We start from the raw sequence: 21,326 nt of genomic DNA, 5'->3' as shown, positions 1-21,326 counted from the left end.
GGAGGATAAGATGACTACAAATGAAAATAAAAAAATGAGCGCAACTAAAAAAATATTGTTATCAATGCTCATAGGTCTTGTAGTAGGTATAGGACTTCATTATATAGTACCCGACGGATTTTTTAAAAAATCTGTTTTGATTGATGGAGTATTTTTCTTATTTGGTCAAGGCTTCGTTAGATTGTTACAAATGCTTGTAGTACCACTTGTATTTTTCTCAATTGGTACAGGCGTTATGCAAATGAGAGATGTTTCACAATTTGGAAGAGTTGCTATAAGAACTCTTGTTTTATATTTGATAACTACTGCACTTGCAATTGCCATTGCCTTATTTATAGCAAAGTTATTAAAACCAGGCGTTGGAATGAATCTTGCTGAGGCTACAAAATCAGCGGCGCCAGCAGCAGATGCTGAAGAGGCTCCAACATTAATAGAAACTTTGGTAAATATAATTCCAAAAAATCCTATAGAATCTTTGGCAAACGGAGATATGCTCCAAGTAATTTTTTGGGCATTTTTGTCTGGTATAGTTATAGGAAGATTTGGTCAAGAATTAAAATTATTAGAAGATTTTATGAATGTTGGCAATGATTTTATGATGAAAGTTACAGCATTAGTTATGAAAGCTGCTCCAATCGGAGTATTTGCTCTAATAGCAAGAACATTTACAGATATTGGACTTGGCATAGTAGGACCACTTCTTACATTTTTGGGATCAGTATTAAGCTCAATGGTAATATTGATAGTTTTAGCTTACATTCCATTAATTGCAATTACATCAAAGACAAGTCCTAGCCATTTTTTGAAAAAAGTATTCCCAGTTTATACTTTTGCTTTTTCATCAGCATCATCAAATGCAACAATACCATTAACACTTTCATCATGTGATACACTTGGAGTTCCTAGAGAAATTTCATCATTTACAATTCCACTAGGTGCAACAATAAATATGAATGGTACAGCAATTTATCAAGGATGCGCAGTAATATTTATAGCAAATGCTTATGGAATAGATTTGACATTTGGAAATTTAGTTACAGTAGTATTGACAGCTGTTTTATCATCAATTGGTACAGCAGGAGTTCCAGGAAGTGGAATGATAATGCTATCAATGGTTCTTTCATCAGTAGGTCTTCCAGTAGAAGGCGTAAGCTTAATTATGAGTGTTGAAAGAATTGTAGATATGTTTAGAACAGCACTTAACGTAACAGGAGATGTTGTGTCAACATTTGTTTCTGCAACTAAAGAAAACTTATTAGATAAAAATAGATATTTATCTGATGAAAAGCCAGAAATGGAAGAGGTTGATTTTTAGAATATGAAAAATTTCTTTGTGATTTTGGGAGGAATGGGAACTCTAGCAACAACAAATTTTTTAAATGATTTAAATGAAGCTTATAAGCCAAGCTCAGATCAAGAATATTTAAATTATTTGGTAGTAAATCACGCCACAATCCCTGATAGGACTTCCTTTATATTAAAAAAATCAAAAGAAAATCCATTTGATTTTCTAAAAGAAGATATAGAAAGTGTTGATAAATTAAATCCAGATTTTTATGTGATTACTTGTAACACAGCACATTTTTTCTATGATGATTTACAAAAATTAACAAAAAAACCAATCATAAATATGATTGAGCTTGTTGAAAATAAATTAAATAAAATCAAAAAGCCTTCTACAATTGGAATTTTTGCAACAGAAGGAACGATAAAAAGTAAATTATTTAATAATATAATAGAAAGATGTTCTCATAAGGCTTTCGTTTCATCAAGAAAAATTCAAGATAATATAAATGAATGTCTTTATGGTGATGTAAAAGAAAAAGGGACAATTAATTTTGAAAGATACCACAACACTTTGAAAGAAATGATGGATCAAGGATGCGATTATATAATTATAGGATGCACAGAAGCTTCATATATAAATAGCAAAGATGAAAATTCAAATCTTTATCCATTAATAGATAGTGAAAAAGAATTGGTAAATGAGAGTTTGAAGTTAGGACTTAAACTTCAAAAAAATATAGAAATTTAGGAGCAAATATGTCAGAGATGGACTTGGAATATATTAGAGCTATTTTAAAATATGGTTCTATTACCGCAGCCTCAAAAAAAATTTATATTTCCCAATCAGCTTTAAGTCAACACATCATTAGGATTGAGAAAAAATTGGGAGTTGAAATATTTAATAGGGATTTTAAACCTATAAAACTTACTGAGGCTGGCATAATTTATAAAAAGTCCCTTGAAGATATAGAAAAATTAAAAGAAAATACTCTATTAAAAATTGAAGAAATAAATAAGTTGAAAATCGGAGAGCTATCAATTGGTTCTACCGATTATCAAACTTATTTTTTCCTATCAAAAGTTTTAAAAGATTTTAATGAAGATTATCCAGGAATTAAAATAAATTTATTAGAAGCAAAAACTAATCAGTTAAACACTTTTGCCCTAAATGGTTTGTGTGATTTTTCAATAACTTATGAAACTGATAGGTTTGATGATATGGAAAGCATAAATCTTTATAGAGAAGATGTATATTTGGCTATGTCAAAAGAAAATAAATTAAAAAATGATTTGTCAGGCAAAGGAAAAATAAAAACAATTAGTGCCAAAAAACTTGCAGGGCAAAATATTATAAGAATGAAAAAAGGACAAAATCTTATTTTGCAATACCAAGAGCTTGATGAATTTACAGATAATTCTTTGAATACAGTTTTTGAAACAGATTCAATATTTATAGCTGAAAAATGTGTAAGAGAAAATATGGGGCTTGCCATCCTTCCTCAGACAATGTTAAAAGAAAAAAAGGATGACCTTATATATTTTAAATTAAAAGAAGGCTTATCATCAAGAACAACTATGATAAATTATTCCAAAAATCACAAATTAAAAACTATTGCAAAAATATTTATAGATAGGTTAAAAAGATACGCTAAAGAAGAATTTTAAAATCGAGGTAAAAAATGAAATACAGACAAGAAGAAGATTCTCTAGGGATAGTAAATGTTCCAGCTAATCATTTTTGGGGAGCACAAACTGAAAGATCTTTAGAAAATTTTCCTCAAGAAGTTGAAAAAATGCCACATTCTCAAATTATGGCAATAGCAAGTATAAAAAGATGTGCAGCTATTGTAAATAATAAAGAAAAAAAATTAGATGATAATAAAAAAGATTTGATTGTAAAAGCTTGCGATAGAATTTTAAAGGGAGAATTCGACAATGAATTTCCATTAACAGTTTGGCAAACAGGCTCTGGCACTCAAACAAATATGAATGTCAATGAAGTTATAAGCCATATTGCAAATGAAAATGAAAAAATAATTCATCCAAACGACCATGTAAATATGAGCCAATCTTCAAATGATGTTTTCCCAACAGCAATGCATCTTTCAACTTACAAAAATTTATCAGAAAAATTATTAAAAGAATTAGAAAAAACAATTGATGCAATTAAAAAATTGGAAGATGAAAATAAAAATATAATAAAAACAGGCAGAACTCATCTTCAAGATGCAACTCCTTTAAAACTTTCTCAAGAAATTTCTGCATGGAGAACTTGCCTTGAAAGAGATTTGAAAGTTTTAAAAGAAGTAAAAGAAGAATTGACCTACCTTGCTATAGGTGGTACTGCAGTTGGAACAGGAATCAATGCAAAAAAAGAATTTGGTAATGAAATGGCAAAAGAGCTTTCAGATTTTTATGGTTTTGAATTTAAATCAGATGAGAATAAATTTTACCAATTATCATCAAAATCTGCTCTTGTAAATGTTCACGGAACAATAAAAGCTCTTGCGACAGATCTTTATAAAATTGCAAATGATATAAGATTTTTATCTTGTGGTCCAAGATGTGGAATAAGTGAGTTAATAATTCCTGCAAACGAACCAGGCTCATCAATTATGCCTGGAAAAGTAAATCCAACTCAAGTTGAATCAATTACTATGGTTTGTATAAAAATAATGGCAAATGATTTTGCAATTTCAATGGCAAACACTCAAGGCCAATTACAGCTAAACACATACATGCCTTTGATAATTCATTCAATGGACAATTCAATTACACTTTTGTCTAAATCATTAAAATGTTTTAGGGAAAAATTATTAGAAGGACTTGTTGCAAATGAAAAAAATATTGCAAAAAATTTAGAAAATTCTCTTATGCTTGTAACAAGTTTATCTCCACATATTGGATACGATAAGGCAAGCAAAATTGCAAAATATGCTTATAAAAATAATTTAACATTAAAACAAGCTTGTCACGAATTAAAATATTTAAGCGATGAAGAATTTGATGAAATAGTAAAACCAGAAAAAATGGTATAAGGAGAAAATAATGGAAAATCTAAAAGAAAAAGCACTTGACTTACACAAAGAGATTCAAGGAAAAATTTCAACAGAATTAAAAACAAAATTGGAAAACAAAGATGATTTATCTTTAGTATATTCTCCAGGAGTTGCTGAACCTTGTAAAAAAATTCACGAAAATGAAGACGATGCTTACGTTTATACTGGAAAAGCAAATACAATTGCAGTTATTTCTGATGGAACAGCTGTGTTGGGACTTGGAAATATTGGGCCCAAAGCAGCACTTCCTGTAATGGAAGGTAAGGCTTGTTTGTTTAAAAAATTTGGAGGACTTAATGCAGTTCCACTTGTAATTGATACAACAGATACGGAAGAAATTATAAAATTTGTAAAACAAGTTTCTCCAACTTTTGGCGGAGTAAATCTTGAAGATATTTCATCTCCAAGATGTATAGAAATTGAAACAAGATTAAAAGAAGAATTAGATATTCCGGTTTTTCACGACGACCAACATGGAACAGCAATAGTTACAATTGCAGCTTTAATTAATTCTTTAAAACTTGTAAATAAAAAACCAGAAGAATGTAATGTAGTCATCTCTGGAGTAGGTGCTGCTGGATCATCAATTGTAAGAATGTTAAATGATTTTGGAATTAATGATATTTATGCTTTTAATTCTAGAGGAATTTTAAGAGAAGACGAAAAATATTCAAAAGATTTATACAACAAACTTGCTAAAGAAACAAACAAAGAAAATAAAAATTTAACATTAGAAGAAGCGATGGCAGACGCTGATATTTTTGTAGGAGTTTCTGTACCAAATAAAGTAAGTAAGGAAATGGTAAAATCTATGAGACGTGATCCAATAGTTTTAGCTATGGCAAATCCAGATCCAGAAATTACTTATGAAGATGCAAAAGAAGCAGGAGCAAGAGTTGTTGGAACAGGAAGAAGCGATTATCCAAATCAAGTTAATAATGTTCTAGCTTTCCCTGGACTTTTTAAAGGAGCTTTGTCAGTTCATGCAACAAAAATTACAGAAAAAATGAAAGTTGCAGCAGCTAAAGCTATAGCAAGTTTAATTCCTGATGAAAAAATTTCAGAAGATTACGTAATACCATCAGCATTTGATTTAGGAGTTGCTGATGTTGTTGCAGAAGCTGTAGCAAAATGTGCAAAAGAAGAAGGAATTTCTCAAAAATAAAAAATAATTAAATATTTTAAGTGAAAATAAATTAAATTCTCCCTATTAAAATTAAGAGGGAGAATTTTTTTGTGAAAATTTATTTTTAAAAAATGAATTTAAAGCCATCAACTTGACAAATGTTTTCCTAAATGATAAATTAATATAAATAATATCTAAATTTTAAATTGGATATGTAGTATGTGATTAATGATTATTTTAGTTAAAATCAAATTTTGAAACTATTTTAGTCATTAATTTTTTTGTTTTTAATAATTTGTGCAGATTTTGGAGAGGGAGTTTATGATTAGATCTTATAAATGTATCGACAATCCACAAAATCCTATTAGCTATGACATTTTATTAAATCCAAATAAAATGGCAGATTATGCTTGTGGAGAAAAATTTATTTCCTTGCCTCTTCTTCCTATGATTTCTCTTTGTTTGGGAGTTGAATTTGAAAATGGAATCAAGGCAAATCCGATTTTTGAAAAAATTCAAGATGTAAAACTTGAAATGGATTATGAAAAAGAAGAATACAAGGCAATGGTTAAAGCCATAGAAATTATTGATGATAAAAAAACTGTAATAGAAATGAGAGGGCCTCTTGCTATTTTGGATAATCTTTTGGGAATAGATAAGGTTATGAGGGCTATGAGAAAAAATAGGGAAAATTTAAATTTTCTCTACGATGAATTTATTGAAATTTATCTTGAATATATTAAGAAGATGCAAGAGATGGGAATTACAATTTTTAGTTTTGCTGAAAGCATTTTGGATATAAAATTATTTGGACCAAGAGAAGTAGGAAATTATGTGGATGATTTTTTGCTTAAATTTTTAAAAGAAATAAGAATTTTGCAAAAAGAAAATCCCTTTACCTTTCATCTTTGTCCAAAATCAAGCCTTATCCTTGTTGATTTAGAAAAGGCGGATTTTTCTCCTATTGAATATGAAAGTCCTAAAAAATATATAGATATTTTGTATGAAAATAAGACATTTCTTGGAGATAGGTGTTTGAATTTGGCAGATAAAAAATTTAAAAGTGTAAATAAAATAATTTTGAAGGAGGAATAGATGACTAGTCAAAAAGAATATCTTGATAAAATGGCAGAAATGGTTGTTGAAATGGAAGATGAAGAAATCGGAGATTTATGCCGTGAGTATTTAAATGAAGATTATGATCCAGAAGATGCAATTTTTAATGGATTAATTAAGGGCATGAATGAGGTTGGAAGACTTTTTGAAGAGGAAGAATATTTTATTTCAGACTTATTAATTTGTTCAGATGCAATGTATAACGGCATTGATGTTTTGAAAGAAAAAATTGAAAGCTACGGAGAAAATAATCTTGCCACAGCTGTAATTGGAGTTGTTGAGGGAGATACTCATGATATTGGGAAAAACCTTGTGAAATTGATGCTTGAAGTCAACGGTTTTAATATGATTGATTTGGGAAAGGATGTTCCTTGTGAAAAATTTGTTGATGAGGCAATCAAAAATGATGCTCAATTTATTATGATGTCAACTTTAATGACTACAACAATGGAAAATATGAAAAAAGTAATTGATATTTTAAATGAAAGAAATATTCGCGACCAATTTATTGTAATGGTTGGTGGCGGTCCGGTTTCTGAAAGTTTTGCAAAAGATATTGGTGCTGATGCCTACAGTGAAAATGCAAATGAGGCGGTAAAAGTTGCAAAAAGTTTAATTAAAAATCATGAAAATTGAAATTGAAAATTTGAATAAAATTATTGATTCAAAAGGAAAAAATATCCTAGAAAGTCTACTTGCAAATAATATAAAAATCGATAATTTTTGTAACGGCAAGGGGACTTGTGGAAAATGTAAAATTAAAATTTTAAAGGGAAGTCTTAATCCAATCACATCTTTAGAAAAATCTTTGTTAAGCGATGATGAGATAAATTCAGGGATTCGACTAGCTTGTCTTACTTTTCCAAAATCTGACCTTAGAATTAAAACTATAAACAATGATTTAGATTTTAAAATTTTAGATTATGGAGAAATTCCTGATTTTGAAATGAAATTTGATAAAGGTTTTGGTCTTGCCCTTGACATTGGGACTACAAGTCTTGCTATGTACTTAGTTGATTTATCAAATGGAAAAATAATCGATAAAATCTCATCCATAAATTCTCAGGTAAAATATGGCCTTGATGTCATGACAAGAATTAGTTTTGAATATGAAAATGAGAATGGCAAAAATTTACTTCAAGATGAAATCATAATAAGTATAAATAATTTGATTGATGAGCTTGTAAATAAAAACGAAATTGAAAGAAGTCAAATTAAAAAACTTGTAATTGGGGCAAATACTACCATGCTTCACATGCTAGTTGGCGTTGACGCAAAATCTTTGGGGAAATTTCCCTATAAGGCGAAATTTTTAAATTCTTTAAAAATTAATTCCAAAGATCTTGGTCTTAATATTCCAGCAAAAGTTTATACCCTTCCAAATATTTCGGCCTTTGTGGGAAGTGATGTTGTGGCGGGAATATTTTTGACAGATTTAAAAAATCAAAAAAATACACTTTTTATCGACATTGGAACAAATGGAGAAATAGTTTTAAAAACAAAGGATAAACTTTATGCAACGTCAACTGCAGCAGGACCTGCCCTTGAGGGGATGAATATTTCTTGTGGCATGCGAGCAGAAAGCGGGGCAATTGATTCGGTAAAAATTCAAGATGAAAATATAAATTTTTCTACAATATATAAGAAAAAGCCCAGAGGGATTTGTGGGAGTGGACTTTTAAGTTTAGTATCTCAAATCATTGAAAAAGATTTTGTAAATAAAAGAGGAAGGATTTTAGATCCAGAAAATTAGAAAAAGATGATTATAGGAAAAATTTTATAAGAGAAGATGAAAATAAAAAAGAATAATAATTCTTGATTCGAAGGAAAATATTTATATCAGCCAAAAAGATATTAGGCAGGTTCAACTTGCAAAAGGGGCAATTTTATCAGGATTTTTGATTCTTCTTGAAAAAGAAAATATAGAAATTGAAGATTTAAATTCTGTAATAATTGCTGGTGGCTTTGGAAGTCATCTAAAAAAAGAAGACTTGACAGAAGTTGGAATCTTGCCAAAAAAAGTAGAAGAAAAGATAAGATATGTTGGAAATTCTTCCCTAATCGGAGCCTATATGGCATTGATGAATGAAAATATAATTAGAAAAATGGAAGAGCTATCCCAAAATATTACTTATCTAGACCTTGCAACAAGTGAAAATTATGAAAGAAAATTTGCGAAAGCAATGCAATTTTAAGGAGAAAAAAATGAAAAATTACAAAAAATTATTAACCGTTATTACCCTAACAACTTTAACTCTTACTTCATGTGCAAATAAAAATGAAGAAAAAAATTCTAATAATTCAAATCAAACAAGTGTAGTGAGTATTGAGTCTAACGAAAAAGAAGAGGTCACAAACGTAAGTATTTTAATTAAAGATACAGTAAATGACAAAGAAATTTTAAAAGAAGACGGAAAAATTGATAAGGATGGTCTTCAAAAATACCTTGAAGAAAATCACAAGGCAAAATTTGAAGATGGAATGATGACAGAACTTGAAGGAATAAAACAAGACAAAGAAAAAAGCCAATATTGGATGTATTATGTAAATGGAGAAATGGCTGAAGTTGGAATAGGCGATTACCTTCCAAAAGAAAATGACCAAATAGAATTTAGATTTGAACAAATGTAGATGGATACAAAAAAACTTACAAGGCTTGCAGGTCTTTGCGCAATTTGCGTAATCACAAGGATATATTTGAAATTAATCCCAAATGTCCAAATTCTTTCAGATATAATTTTAATTCTTGCAATAAATGGAAAGCTTGACGAATCTTTGATTGTAAATGCGACTACTATGATCATAACAAGTTTTTTTCTAGGTTTTGGTTATTGGGTTATATTTCAAGTTTTGGATTTTGGAATTTTGGGAATTTCAAATTATATTTTATTTAATAAAATAAAAATTAAAAAAACAAAAATAAATAAGGCAATTGCTCTAGGGATTTCTGGTTTTATATATGGATTTTTGATAACTTTGATGCAAGTTTTTTTGGTAGATGGAAATAAATTTACTTTTTTAGGACTTTATGCTGGTTCAATTCCTTTTGATATAAACCATATGGTAGGAAATATAGTAATATATATTTTTCTTATCTTTAGGCTTGAAAAATATATTACAGGAGAAAAGCATTTTAAAAATTAAGGAGAGATGATGGATAAAATAAAACTTCAAAAAGAAATTTCAAATTATAAACCAGAAATGACTTCAGACGAAAGATTAAAAGCCTATTTTAAAGGAGAGCGAGTTGACCACTTGCCATTTAATCTAATGAGTCTTGATATGGCTTATGGAATGAATTTGGGATACACATTAAAAGAAACTGACCAAATTGAAAATTTAATAGAAATTATTAAAAAAAGATGCCAAGAATATAAAGTTTATGGAATTTCTGAAGGTTTAAATCTTAGGGCAATGGGCTATGCCCTTGGTTCAAGTGGAATTTTTCCAGAAAATGATATAGACCATGTCGAAAAATATTTGTTAGAAGATAAAATTGATATGAGTTTATTAGAAATGCCAGATCCCTACAAAAATAAATTTTTAAAAAGAAAAATTGATAATGCAAGAAGGCTAAAAGAAAATTTCCCAGACCATAAAATTTCTACTTTTGTAGCAGGACCAATGACTGTTCTTTCAGCCCTTAGGCCAATTGAAAAACTTTTGAGAGATTTGAGAAAAAATCCCCAAGGAGTAAAGGACTTGTTGGATTTTGTTCTGGAAGCAAATATGAAATGGATTGAAGTTTTTAATAAAGAATTTGGAGATGTGGGAGTGATGATTGCAGATCCAGTTTCATGTGACGATATTTTAAGCCCAAAACAAGTAAAGGAATTTTCCTTTCCATATTTAAAAGAATTGACTGACAGGATTTATAAAGTTAATAATATAAAGGCAAATCTTCATATTTGCGGTCACACAAAAAGGCAATGGGAAAATCTGAAAAAATTACAAATTGGATCATTTAGTGTTGATAATTGTCATGACCTTAGTGAATGTAAGGAAATAATTCAAGATAAATTATCTTTGATGGGAAATGTTCCGCCAGTTGATGTGATGAGAAATGGTAGCGTGGATGATGTAATAAATTCTGTAAAATCTTGTATAAAAAAAGGTGCAGATAATAAAATGGGCTTTATTTGTGCAACTGGTTGTGCAACACCTGCAAAAACTCCAAAGGAAAATTTGGATGCCTTTGTCTATGCAGTTCAAAAATATGGAGAAGATGCAAAAATCGGAGAAATTCCACAAGCTGTGTGGGAAGATTAATGGGAGGATTTATGAACAAAGAAGAACTTAAAGAAGAGATGAAAAATTATAAACCAGAAATTACTTCATCAGAAAGAATATCTAAATATTTGAGTGGAGAAAGAGTTGATCACATTCCATTTGCAATTATGAGTACAAATAGGATTATTGCAAATCATCTAAATTATACAATTAGTGATATGGAGGATGTGGACAAATTATCAGATATTGTCCAATACAAATACGATAAATATAAAATTGTGGGATTAACCGAAGAATTAAGCCTTAGGACTATGGGCCATGCTGTTGGTTCAAAATTAGTTTTTCCAGAAGATGACATTGATTACATTGAAGAATTTGTAATGGATGATAAGCTTGATATGAATTTAATTGATTTGCCAGATCCTTATACAAATGAAGTTTTGGCTCCAAAATTAGAAAGAGCAAGAATCCAAAAAGAAAGATTTCCAAATATGGCAATAGAAACAGAAATTCCAGGGCCAATAACAACAGCCGCCGCCATTAGACCAATTGAAAAACTTTTGAGAGATTTGAGAAAAAATCCTCAAGGAGTAAAAGAATTATTAGATTTTTGTTTTGAAGCAAATATGAAATGGGCGAAAGCTTTCAAAAAAGAATTTGGTCCAACAAGTGTCATGGTTGTAGATCCAGTTGGTTGCGATGATATTTTAAGTCCAAAGCAAGTTGAAGAATTTTCTATGCCATATTTGAAAAAACAATTGAGCGCATATTACGAATTAAATGGAATAAAAGCAAATTTACATATTTGCGGTCATACAAAAAAACAATGGAAATATTTTAAGGACTTGGATATAGATTTTTTCTCAGTTGATAATTGTGAAGACTTAGAAGAATGTAAAAAAGAAATTGAAGATAAATTAATTGTTGTAGGAAATATTCCTCCAGTAGAAGTAATGAGATATGGGAAGGTTGATGATGTAATAGAATCAGTAAAAACTTGCATAAAAAAAGCAGCTGACGCAAAATGTGGATATATAGCAGCAACCGGTTGTGGTTCTCCAGTAAAAACTCCAATAGAAAATTTGGATGCCTTTATTTATGCAATAAATAAATACGGCAAAAATGCAAAATTAGGAGAAATGCCACAAGCTATAAATGAATAAAAAAATTATAAAAATGAGCCAAAAATTTCTAACAAAAATTTAAGGCTCATTTTTTTTGTCTATCAAAAATATAAAAAATTTTTATTTGAAAATTTATTTTTAATTTTCAAATAAATCCAGATATTTTTCGTATCCTTCTTCTTTTAATTTCTTTTTTGGAATAAATCTAAGGCTTGCGCCGTTTATGCAATATCTTAGTCCGCCTTTTTCTTTTGGTCCGTCAGGAAAAACGTGACCTAGGTGTGAATTTGCATTTTTGGATTTTACTTCTGTTCTTATCATTCCATGAGATAAGTCCTCATTTTCTTTTATATTATTTTCTAGTGGCTTTGTAAAAGAAGGCCAGCCACAACCAGAATCAAACTTATCTAAAGATGAAAATAAAACCTCTCCGCTAATTATATCTACATAAATTCCATCCTTATAAAAATCATTGTAGATACTAGAAAAAGGTTTTTCTGTGTAAGATTTTTGAGTAACCTCATAAGATAATTTAGAAATCTTATTAAGTTTATCTTTTTTTATTTTCTCATCCATAATATCCTCCTTACAAATATTTTACTAATTTATAATAATTTAGGCAATAATTTTAATTTACTTTTAAAATGAATTAATTAGTGATACAATATTTTCAATAATAATGAAAAATGGAGATAAATTATGGGGAAAAATATTATAGCAGACCATGCGAAATGGCCTAGACTTGAAGATGCAATTTTTAAAATTAGCGGAGAGTGTAAAAAAGCAATAGCAAAAAAAGGAAAAGATAAAATTATAAATTCCACTTTGGGAACTTTAATCGATGATGATGGAAATATTATTGCCTTTGATAGCGTTTATGATACTTTAAAAAATATGGACAAAAAAGATATAGCAAGCTATGGAGCAATAGAAGGCGACAAAGAATTTTTGGATCTAGTAATTGAAAAATGTTTTGGAGCTTATAAACCAAATGGATTTATAAAATCAGTTGCAACAGCTGGGGGAAGTGGAGCAGTAAGACATACGATTTGGACTCTATCAGGTGTGGGCGATTATGTAATTTGTCCAAATTGGTATTGGCCAGCTTACGCCACAATGTGCGAAGAATACAATAGAGAATTTTTAAATTATGAATTTTTGGATGAAAATTTTGAATTTAATTTAAAAGAATTTACAAAAGCCTTGGATTTTTCTTTAGAAAAAAAAGATAGGGTAGTGTGCGTTTTTAATTCGCCTGCAAATAATCCAACAGGATTTTCAATTGAAGATTCTATGTGGGATAAAATTTTAGAAATTATAAAAGATAGAGCAGATGATGGGAAATATATTGCGATTTTATTAGATGTAGCCTACATTGAATTTGCAGGAGATGGAAGGCAAAAGAAATTTTTCCAAAAATTTGGAGATTTACCAGAAAATATTATCACAACAGTTGCCTATTCAATGAGTAAATCTTACACAGCTTATGGACTAAGGTCAGGAGCTTGTATAATTGTTTCGTCAAATGAAGAAATTGCAAATCAAGTTTTTGATTCAATGAAACACTCAAACAGGGCAATTTGGTCAAACATAACTCATGCAGGAATGAATATATTGGTAGATTTAGAAAAGGATGAAAAAAAGAAAAAATCCTACGAAAAAGAATTAGAATTTTACAGAATAATGCTTGAAAAAAGAGCCAAAGCCTTCACAGAAAATTCAAAAAAAGTAGGACTTGTTACCCTTCCATATTTTGGAGGATTTTTCATATCAATACCTTGCAAGAATTCTAAAAAAATCGCAGAAAAATTAAAAGAAAAAGATATGTATATAGTTGCAAACAAAGAAGGATTAAGATTTGCAGTATGTGCAGTAAGCGAAGAAAAATGCAAAATTTCTCCAAAGATTATAAAAGAAGTGATAGATGAGATAAATAATTAAAAAAGTTTAAAAAAATATAATGATTTATGCAAAAAAAATAGACCACGATGGTCTATTTTTTTACATATTTTTAATTAATTCAAAAAGCTCAATGGCTGCGGATCTTGGGCCTTCAAATTGCATGTTGTTAAGTCCTAGTTGGGTTTTTATTGTTCCTACTTTTACTTTATTTTCAAATAAGTTATCAAAATATTTATCTAGTAATTTGTCACATTCTTCTCTTTTTTGAACTGGGCCAAATGGATTTGCAAAATATGTTTGAACAAGTCCTGTTTCGGTTGTTGTTCCTTTGGCAAGTCTTGCACCTCTTTTGAAAACTCTTAGGGCTTCTTCTTTTTTATCAAAAATTTCTATTGAATCACATCCGTCAAGAACTGCTGAATAATTGTCAGCGTATAGGAAAAAATCAACTTCATATCCTAAATTTATTTCATCAAAAGATGCAACTGGCATTATTAATCTTGAATTTACTTTGTCAGGATTCATAAAAATTGACCTGTCGATTTGTTTAAAGGCGTAACCTGCATCAAGGTCATCAAGTCTTACAAAGGCTCCAATTTCTGTTCCATAAGCATAAACTTTATTATTTTGAATTCTAAATGAACCCATATCGTCAAAGACTATTGTCATTTCTTTTATATAATCTTTGGCAAGTGATCTGAAAGCTTCTATTGATTCGCTTTTTCCTGCTCCGCTATCGCCAAGAATTACAATATTTACAGTTTTATTATTTTGCAAAACTACAGAAAGTCCTGCACCATGAATTGGCAAATATTCTTTTTTAATATTTATTACGTTATTTAATGTAAGGACCATTTTTTTCAAATAACCAAAATAATCAATTTTATCAGAGTAAGCAATGTAGCCTACATATAATTTATTTTCCTTATCATAGTAAAAAGAATTTTTTCTTTCGCCTTGATCTTTTGGTCCATAAATATAAATTGCATCTGGCGTTTTTTCTTCGATTTCTTTAACGTCAGCTAATTCGAAAAGGTTTGATGCAGAAACCCCATGTGTTAATAAATCTCTATGAAAATATATAAAAATTAAATTATCGCCAACTTTTGCTGGATAACAGAAAAAGTGTGGATAATTTATATTTGTATTTAAAATTGGATTTTCATAAACTTCTTCAAAAACCCCATCTCTCTTGTTTGATTTTGTATAAGTTATATAAGGAGTTTCAATCATAACTTGAGTTATAAATGGAATTTTATTTAAATCTTTATAAATTTCTGGATAATTTTTATTAAATTGCCTAATCATAATAGACGCATCGGCAGCAGCTGGGACTTGCCTATAAACCTTTGGCCATTCTCCAAGAATTGACATTTCAATTCGCCTGTAGGCTTGAAGAATCATATTTTTTAATTTTTCATTTATTTCAACAAAATTTACAACTCCAACTCCTCTTGAATTTTCATTTTGTTTTATTATTGAATATCTTTCAAGATTTCTCCAATAATTATAAAATTCCTCAACTATTTTTAGTAAGCCATCTTTTTCCTTATTTAAATTGTGATATTTATTAATTTTTGATGAAACTTCATCAATATTCATTACTGTTAAAAGTTTTAAAATATCAGTTAGCTCTCTTGCAAGAGAATCGACAGATGAATTTATAAAAAACTGTTCAATATAAGCATATACTCTTGTCGAATCCTTTTTGTGATAATTTATAAAACATTTTGTCAAATCAAGAAAGGATTCACTATTTAAAAGTTCATTTACATCATTAAAAAATTGTTCGGATAAATTTAATATGGCTTTGTTGCCTGTAATCGAAAATTCTTTGCTCATTTTATCTCTCTTTCTTTACTCTTTTCTATTTTTATTAATAATTTTTATTAATTATATATCAAATCCCCATCTAAAACAAGAAAAAAAGATTCTTTATAAGAACATTCATCAAAATCATTTAATAAGTTCTTACAAAAAATCTCATTTTAAAATTACAAATTTATTTTTTTATTTTCCTATAAATATAATAAGAATAAATAAAGGAAAATAAAGTTGAAATTATTAGACTAGCTATAAAAATATAAAAGCAAATATTTAAAGAAAATGATAAGGATGTAAGTGAAATAATTCCGCTAAAGAAAAATAAAATCCCTGCAAATTTTTGAGTTTTTTTCCACACTAAATCATCTTCCATAGCCCAAGATGTCCTAAATCCCATGGTATAATTTCTTTTTATTTTTGGCATAAAAATTCCGCTAATTGCTACAAGCAAAGAAAAAAGTCCAAGTAAAATTCTGCCAACATCAATATTATCATTAAAAGTTTTCCAAACAGTCAAACTTACGATAAGAAAATTTAAAATTGGTATAAATAATAAAAAAATGTGCTTATAATTTTTGTCGTGTTTGTCAGATTTTGGATCAAGGCTAATGATAAGAAAAAATGCTATATAAAGCAAAATCATAAAAGTAATCACAAACAACAAAGCATTAGTTTTATTTGTATAAAAATTAGAATCTGCATACAAATCATAATGAATTGGAATTCTTACTGGAAGCCTATCATAAAAAATAATTGCTATTATTATAGATAAAATAAAAATAATCGTTGCAAAAATTAAATTTTTTTTATTTTCTTTCAAAAAATCCACCTACCTTTCTACTTTAATTAATATCATTATATTAAATTTACTTGCAAAAGTATATAAGTTTAAAAATTTAAAAATAAAATTATTTTGTTTTTTATTTTTAAATGCTATAATAACTATGTATGCGAAACAAGAAAGGAATATTATGAAAGAATATGATGTTGTTGTAGTAGGCAGCGGCGCTAGCGGATCTTTTATGGCCTACGAATTTACTAAATTAAATTCAGAAAAAAAAGTTTGTGTAATAGATGCAGGAAGAAAAGTAAAAGCTAGAAAATGTCCTATATCAGAGGGAAAAGTTAATTCTTGTATAGGATGCAATCCTTGCAATATAATGTATGGATTTGGAGGAGCAGGAACTTTATCAGATGGAAAATATAATATAACAACCAATTTTGGTGGAGATTTACATAATTATATTGGAGAAGATAAGGCTCTTAAATTAATGGAATATGTAGATTCTGTTCTTATGGATTTTGATAAGGGAGATGCTACACTTTATTCAACAGAAAATACAGGATTAAAAAGTGAATGTCTAAAAAATGATTTGCATTTATTAACAGCAAAAGTTCGTCATTTTGGTACAGAAAGAAACAGAGAAATTTTACAAAAAATATACGATTATGTAAAAGATACTGTAGATTTTGAATTTATGACAAAAGTTATAAGTGTAGATTTTGAAGATGGATATTATTTTGTAAAAACTGACAAGAATGAAATAATAAAATGTAAATATTTAGTTCTTGCTGCAGGAAGATCTGGTTCAAAATGGATTTCAGATACTTGCCAAGAATTTGATGTAGAAATGAAAAAAAATAGGGTTGATATTGGAGTTCGTGTAGAAGTTCCAGCAGAAGTTTTTAAACACATCACAGATAAAGTTTATGAAGCAAAAATTGTTTATCAAACAAAACAATATAACGATCTTGTAAGAACATTTTGTATGAATCCTTATGGAGAAGTTGTAACAGAAAATACAAATGGAATTATGACTGTGAACGGTCACTCTTATGCAAACCCAGAACTTAGAACAGAAAATACAAATTTTGCTCTTTTGGTTACAAATAAATTTACAGAACCATTTAAAGATTCAAATGAATATGGCGAATCAATAGCAAGAGTTTCAAATATGCTAGGTGGCGGAGTATTGATGCAAAGATTTGGAGATCTTGTAAAGGGAAGAAGATCATCAGAAAGAAGAATGAAAAAATCTTTCCTAAGACCAACCTTAAATGCAACAGCTGGAGATTTGTCATTAGTTATGCCAAAAAGACAATTAGATGACATAATAGAAATGATTTATGCTCTTGATAAAATTGCTCCGGGAATGGCAAACGACGATACACTTTTATATGGAATAGAAGTTAAATTTTATAATTCAGTTGTAGAAGTTAATGAAGAATTTGAAACAAGCCAAAAAAATCTATTTTGTCTAGGCGATGGATCAGGAGTAACACATTCCCTATCACAAGCTTCAGCATCAGGAGTTGAAATGGCAAGAATTTTAAATGAAAGAGCTTAATAATTTTAAATTTTGATTTAAAAAATTTTGATTTTTAAAATTAAATTTTCAAATAAAAATATTTGACAAAAAATATAAATTCTTGTATCATAACAAAAGAGAGTTAAAGAAGTACCCACAACTCACCTGCCGACAATTTGTTTTCAGGTTACAATCTCTTGTTAGAATAATTTTCTAATTATATTTTGTATTTTATATGGGTACTTTGAGTGCCCATTTTTTTATTTGAATATTTTGGAGGTAACATTATAAAAGATTTAAAAATTAATGACGAAATTAGAGACAATAAGCTTAGACTTATAGACGAAGACGGATCACAAATTGGAGTTGTATCAAAAGATGAAGCTTTGGATATGGCTTATGATAAACAATTGGATCTAGTATTAATGTCACCAAATGCTAAGCCACCAGTTGCAAGAATTATGGATTATGGGAAGTTTAAATACGACCAAGAAAAAAAAGCTAAAGAAAATAAGAAAAAACAAAAAACAACTCAAACAAAAGAAACAAGATTTAGCTTAAATATCGAAGATCATGACCTAGCAACCAAGGCTAATCAAACAAAGAAATTTCTTAACAACGGAGACAAGGTAAAAGTCTCATTAAGATTTAAAGGTAGAGAATTGGGTCATAAAAACTTAGGCTATGATGTATTAGATAAATTTATGGAATTTGTTGGAGATTGTGCACAAGTTGATAAGAAACCAGCAATGGAAGGAAGATCACTTGTACTATTCATTTCACCAAAGACAGAAGAAAAATAGGAGGCAAATATGGCTAAGAACAAAATCAAAACAAAAAGAGCAGCTGCAAAAAGATTTAAAGTTACAGGCAGTGGAAAAATAAAAAGACACAAAGCTTATAAGGGACACCTTACAGCTAAAAAAACACCAGCAAGAAAAAGAAGATTAAGAAAATCTACAATGGCATCTAAAGGCGATACAAAAAATATCAAAAGATTATTAAATATCTAATAGGAGGAAACAATGGCAAGAGTAAAAAGAGCATTAAACGCTAAAAAAAGACATAAAAAAGTTCTTAAACAAGCTAAAGGTTACTACGGTTCAAAATCATTACTTTTCAAAACTGCAAATCAAGCAGTAATGAAATCTTTACAATATGCATTCATTGGAAGAAAAAGAAGAAAAAGAGATTTTAGAAAATTATGGATTGCAAGAATAAATGCAGCAGCAAGAGCAAATGGAACAAGCTATTCTAAATTAATGGGAAATCTTAAAAAAGCAAATATAGATATTAATAGAAAAATGCTTGCAGAAATTGCTGTATCAAATCCAGAAGAATTTACAAAATTAGTAGAATTAGCTAACCAAGCAGCTTAATGATAATAAAATCAGAATCTAACGAAAAATATAAGTATTTAAATAAATTAAAAAAGAAGAAATACAGGAAAAAGTTTAATTCTTTCGTAGTCGAATCAATAAAAATTGTAGAACAAATTCCAAAAGACTTTGAATGTGAATTTGTTTTTGTAAATGAAGATATGAAAGATTATGAAACTAATTTTAAAAAGATAGTTTTTTCAAATAAATTATTTGATAAGCTATCTTTACTTGAAAATCCTGAAGGTGTTTCAGCTTGTTTGAAAATAAAAAATCAAAAAGAAATTTCTTCTGATAAAATTTTACTTTTAGACCATATACAAGATCCAGGAAATCTTGGCACGATTATAAGAAGTGCCGAGGCATTTTCTTTTAAGGATATAATTTTATTAAATTCTTGTGTAGATATATACAATGAAAAAACAATTAGAGCAAGTATGGGTTCTCTATTTAGGTTAAATTTTATCGAATTTGAAATAAATGATTTAAAAAAATTGTTAGATAAAAATTACAAACTGGTTTTGGCAGATATGAATGGAAAATCAGTAGATTATTACAAATCTTGTGATAAAATAATATTAGCAATAGGAAACGAGGCTAATGGAATTAGTAAATCTTTAAAAGATTTATCAAATGATTTTGTATCCATAAAAATGGATGGAAAAATCGAATCATTAAATGCGGCAATTGCTGCATCAATATTGATGAATAATTTTAGCCAAAGCGGATAAAAGCTATACTATCCAAGCAAAGCAAGTGGTAGATGATGAGAGGCCACCTTGTAACGGTATAGTAATTCCCCGCCTAGCTTTGATACGAATTAAGTAGTTGAGACGGTAATGCGTTATAATTATTGAGTGGATTATTACAATCAAATTAGGTGGTACCGCAGATAAGTCTGTCCTTTTACAGGGCAGTTTTTTTGTACCAAAAATTAAAGGAGAAAAAATGAAAGAAAAATTAGAGGCCTTGGTTGAAGAAGCGACTGAGGCAATTGAAAAAAGTGAAGACTTAAAAGCTCTTGACGATTTAAGAGTCAAATATCTTGGTAAAAAAGGTGAAATAACTTCATTAAAGAAAAATATTTCAAAATTGCCAAATGAAGAAAAGCCAATGGCTGGTAAGTTAATAAATGAAATATCAAAAGAAGTTGAAGAAAAATTAGAAAAAGAAAAGAAGAAATTAAAAAAATTCTTTTAGATAAAAAAATTAAAGAAGAAAAAATTGATGTAACTGCAAATTTCGACCTTTATTCTAGTGGACATTTTTCAGTTATAAATCAAACAATGGCAGAGCTTGAAGAAATTTTTCAAAATATGGGCTTTGACGTTGTTGAAGGACCAGAAATTGATACGGTAAAAAATGTTTTTGATGATTTAAATTCTCCAAAAAATCACCCATCAAGATCACTTTCTGACACTTTTTATATAAATGAAAATACACTTCTTCGTCCTCACACATCAAGTATGCAAATTCGTGTTATGAATGAGGGAAAACTTCCAATAAAAATGGTTTCAGCTGGAAGAGTTTTTAGAAATGATGAAGTAGATGCAACTCACTCTCCAATGTTTCATCAATTGGAATGCTTAGTTGTTGATGAGAATGTATCACTTGCAAATTTAAAAGCAACTCTTGAAACTTTTATAAAAGAAATGTTTGGTGACCAAATGAAAATGCGTTATCGTCCTCATCATTTTCCATTTACAGAACCATCTCTTGAAGTTGACGTAACTTGTCCAATTTGTGGTGGCAAGGGATGTCCTGCTTGTTCAAATACTGGTTGGTCAATGGAACTTTTGGGTGGCGGAATGGTTCATCCAAATGTATTAGAAAATTGTGGAATTGATAGTGAAAAATATACTGGTTTTGCCTTTGGTCTTGGTGTTGATAGAATTGCCATGGTTAAGTACGGACTAGATGATATTAGATTACTATTTGATAATGACAAAAGATTTATTGAGCAATTCTAG

General features: G+C 28.9%; 22 protein-coding genes and 1 pseudogene. 20 read left to right on the top strand and 3 right to left on the bottom strand.

The features are described from left to right. The first annotated feature begins 10 nt into the window (after positions 1-10). From I6H46_RS00655 to I6H46_RS00600, 13 genes are all read left to right on the top strand, one after another. The gene (locus tag I6H46_RS00655; protein WP_019118332.1) at positions 11-1,315 is read left to right on the top strand and encodes a dicarboxylate/amino acid:cation symporter; all 1,305 of its coding nucleotides are present in this window, start codon (positions 11-13) and stop codon (positions 1,313-1,315) included. Positions 1,316-1,318: 3 nt separating this feature from the next. Next, positions 1,319-2,035, top strand: a complete 717-nt coding sequence (locus tag I6H46_RS00650; protein WP_019118331.1) for an aspartate/glutamate racemase family protein — start codon at positions 1,319-1,321, stop codon at positions 2,033-2,035. An 8-nt stretch (positions 2,036-2,043) separates the two neighbouring features. Continuing rightward, the gene (locus tag I6H46_RS00645; protein WP_200225904.1) at positions 2,044-2,952 is read left to right on the top strand and encodes a LysR family transcriptional regulator; all 909 of its coding nucleotides are present in this window, start codon (positions 2,044-2,046) and stop codon (positions 2,950-2,952) included. A 14-nt stretch (positions 2,953-2,966) separates the two neighbouring features. After that, positions 2,967-4,325: a class II fumarate hydratase gene (locus I6H46_RS00640; protein ID WP_019118328.1), complete on the top strand. Its 1,359-nt coding sequence runs from the start codon at positions 2,967-2,969 to the stop codon at positions 4,323-4,325. A gap of 10 nt (positions 4,326-4,335) precedes the next feature. Further along, positions 4,336-5,511, top strand: a complete 1,176-nt coding sequence (locus I6H46_RS00635; RefSeq protein WP_019118327.1) for an NAD(P)-dependent malic enzyme — start codon at positions 4,336-4,338, stop codon at positions 5,509-5,511. A 282-nt stretch (positions 5,512-5,793) separates the two neighbouring features. Next, the gene (locus I6H46_RS00630; protein WP_019118326.1) at positions 5,794-6,567 is read left to right on the top strand and encodes a uroporphyrinogen decarboxylase family protein; all 774 of its coding nucleotides are present in this window, start codon (positions 5,794-5,796) and stop codon (positions 6,565-6,567) included. Next, positions 6,568-7,224, top strand: coding sequence for a corrinoid protein (locus tag I6H46_RS00625; RefSeq protein ID WP_019118325.1), 657 nt, complete (start codon positions 6,568-6,570; stop codon positions 7,222-7,224). It abuts the gene before it with no gap. Next, positions 7,214-8,341 carry an ASKHA domain-containing protein gene (locus tag I6H46_RS00620; protein ID WP_267907444.1) on the top strand — a complete coding sequence of 376 codons (1,128 nt, stop codon included), beginning with the start codon at positions 7,214-7,216 and terminating at the stop codon, positions 8,339-8,341. The genes I6H46_RS00625 and I6H46_RS00620 overlap by 11 nt, the downstream gene beginning before the upstream one ends. 52 nt (positions 8,342-8,393) lie before the next feature. Then, entirely contained in the window at positions 8,394-8,783 is a 390-nt protein-coding gene (locus I6H46_RS10175; protein ID WP_325100616.1) for an ASKHA domain-containing protein, read from the top strand. A gap of 10 nt (positions 8,784-8,793) precedes the next feature. Next, positions 8,794-9,219: a DUF4430 domain-containing protein gene (locus I6H46_RS00615; protein ID WP_019118323.1), complete on the top strand. Its 426-nt coding sequence runs from the start codon at positions 8,794-8,796 to the stop codon at positions 9,217-9,219. Beyond that, positions 9,220-9,732: a hypothetical protein gene (locus I6H46_RS00610; RefSeq protein WP_200225902.1), complete on the top strand. Its 513-nt coding sequence runs from the start codon at positions 9,220-9,222 to the stop codon at positions 9,730-9,732. 9 nt (positions 9,733-9,741) lie between these two features. Further along, positions 9,742-10,857 carry a uroporphyrinogen decarboxylase family protein gene (locus I6H46_RS00605; protein ID WP_019118320.1) on the top strand — a complete coding sequence of 372 codons (1,116 nt, stop codon included), beginning with the start codon at positions 9,742-9,744 and terminating at the stop codon, positions 10,855-10,857. An 11-nt stretch (positions 10,858-10,868) separates the two neighbouring features. Beyond that, the gene (locus tag I6H46_RS00600) at positions 10,869-11,981 is read left to right on the top strand and encodes a uroporphyrinogen decarboxylase family protein (protein WP_234287369.1); all 1,113 of its coding nucleotides are present in this window, start codon (positions 10,869-10,871) and stop codon (positions 11,979-11,981) included. A gap of 99 nt (positions 11,982-12,080) precedes the next feature. Here I6H46_RS00600 and msrB read toward each other — a convergent pair whose 3' ends face one another. Then, on the bottom strand, positions 12,081-12,518 hold the full coding sequence (gene msrB / locus I6H46_RS00595; RefSeq protein WP_004839190.1) for a peptide-methionine (R)-S-oxide reductase MsrB: 438 nt from the start codon (positions 12,516-12,518) through the stop codon (positions 12,081-12,083). A gap of 123 nt (positions 12,519-12,641) precedes the next feature. Between msrB and I6H46_RS00590 the strand changes: the two genes are divergently transcribed. Further along, positions 12,642-13,883: an aminotransferase class I/II-fold pyridoxal phosphate-dependent enzyme gene (locus tag I6H46_RS00590; protein WP_200225900.1), complete on the top strand. Its 1,242-nt coding sequence runs from the start codon at positions 12,642-12,644 to the stop codon at positions 13,881-13,883. Between the two features lie 60 nt (positions 13,884-13,943). Here I6H46_RS00590 and I6H46_RS00585 read toward each other — a convergent pair whose 3' ends face one another. Both I6H46_RS00585 and I6H46_RS00580 read right to left on the bottom strand, forming a co-directional pair. After that, positions 13,944-15,686, bottom strand: a complete 1,743-nt coding sequence (locus tag I6H46_RS00585) for a hypothetical protein (RefSeq protein WP_019118316.1) — start codon at positions 15,684-15,686, stop codon at positions 13,944-13,946. Positions 15,687-15,846: 160 nt separating this feature from the next. Beyond that, complete coding sequence (locus I6H46_RS00580; RefSeq protein ID WP_070604854.1) at positions 15,847-16,488, bottom strand: SdpI family protein; 642 nt, start codon at positions 16,486-16,488, stop codon at positions 15,847-15,849. 151 nt (positions 16,489-16,639) lie between these two features. Here I6H46_RS00580 and I6H46_RS00575 point away from each other — a divergent pair, with 151 nt between their 5' ends. The 6 genes and pseudogenes from I6H46_RS00575 (at position 16,640) to pheS (ending at position 21,326) form a co-directional block, all read left to right on the top strand. Beyond that, positions 16,640-18,016 carry an NAD(P)/FAD-dependent oxidoreductase gene (locus I6H46_RS00575; protein ID WP_019118313.1) on the top strand — a complete coding sequence of 459 codons (1,377 nt, stop codon included), beginning with the start codon at positions 16,640-16,642 and terminating at the stop codon, positions 18,014-18,016. A 209-nt stretch (positions 18,017-18,225) separates the two neighbouring features. After that, positions 18,226-18,780 (top strand): translation initiation factor IF-3, encoded by a 555-nt coding sequence (gene infC / locus I6H46_RS00570; protein WP_019118312.1) that lies wholly within the window; start codon positions 18,226-18,228, stop codon positions 18,778-18,780. A 9-nt stretch (positions 18,781-18,789) separates the two neighbouring features. Continuing rightward, entirely contained in the window at positions 18,790-18,990 is a 201-nt protein-coding gene (gene rpmI, locus I6H46_RS00565; RefSeq protein ID WP_004839184.1) for a 50S ribosomal protein L35, read from the top strand. A 12-nt stretch (positions 18,991-19,002) separates the two neighbouring features. Continuing rightward, positions 19,003-19,356, top strand: a complete 354-nt coding sequence (gene rplT / locus I6H46_RS00560) for a 50S ribosomal protein L20 (protein WP_004839183.1) — start codon at positions 19,003-19,005, stop codon at positions 19,354-19,356. Then, a complete protein-coding gene (locus I6H46_RS00555) occupies positions 19,356-20,087 on the top strand; it encodes a TrmH family RNA methyltransferase (protein ID WP_019118311.1) in 732 nt (243 codons plus the stop codon). The genes rplT and I6H46_RS00555 overlap by 1 nt, the downstream gene beginning before the upstream one ends. A 217-nt stretch (positions 20,088-20,304) precedes the next feature. Further along, a pseudogene (gene pheS, locus I6H46_RS00550) lies at positions 20,305-21,326 on the top strand (phenylalanine--tRNA ligase subunit alpha).

The organism is Anaerococcus obesiensis (assembly GCF_016599815.1).
Lineage (GTDB): Bacteria > Bacillota > Clostridia > Tissierellales > Peptoniphilaceae > Anaerococcus > Anaerococcus vaginalis.
This window is presented reverse-complemented; position numbering and strand designations above follow the sequence as displayed.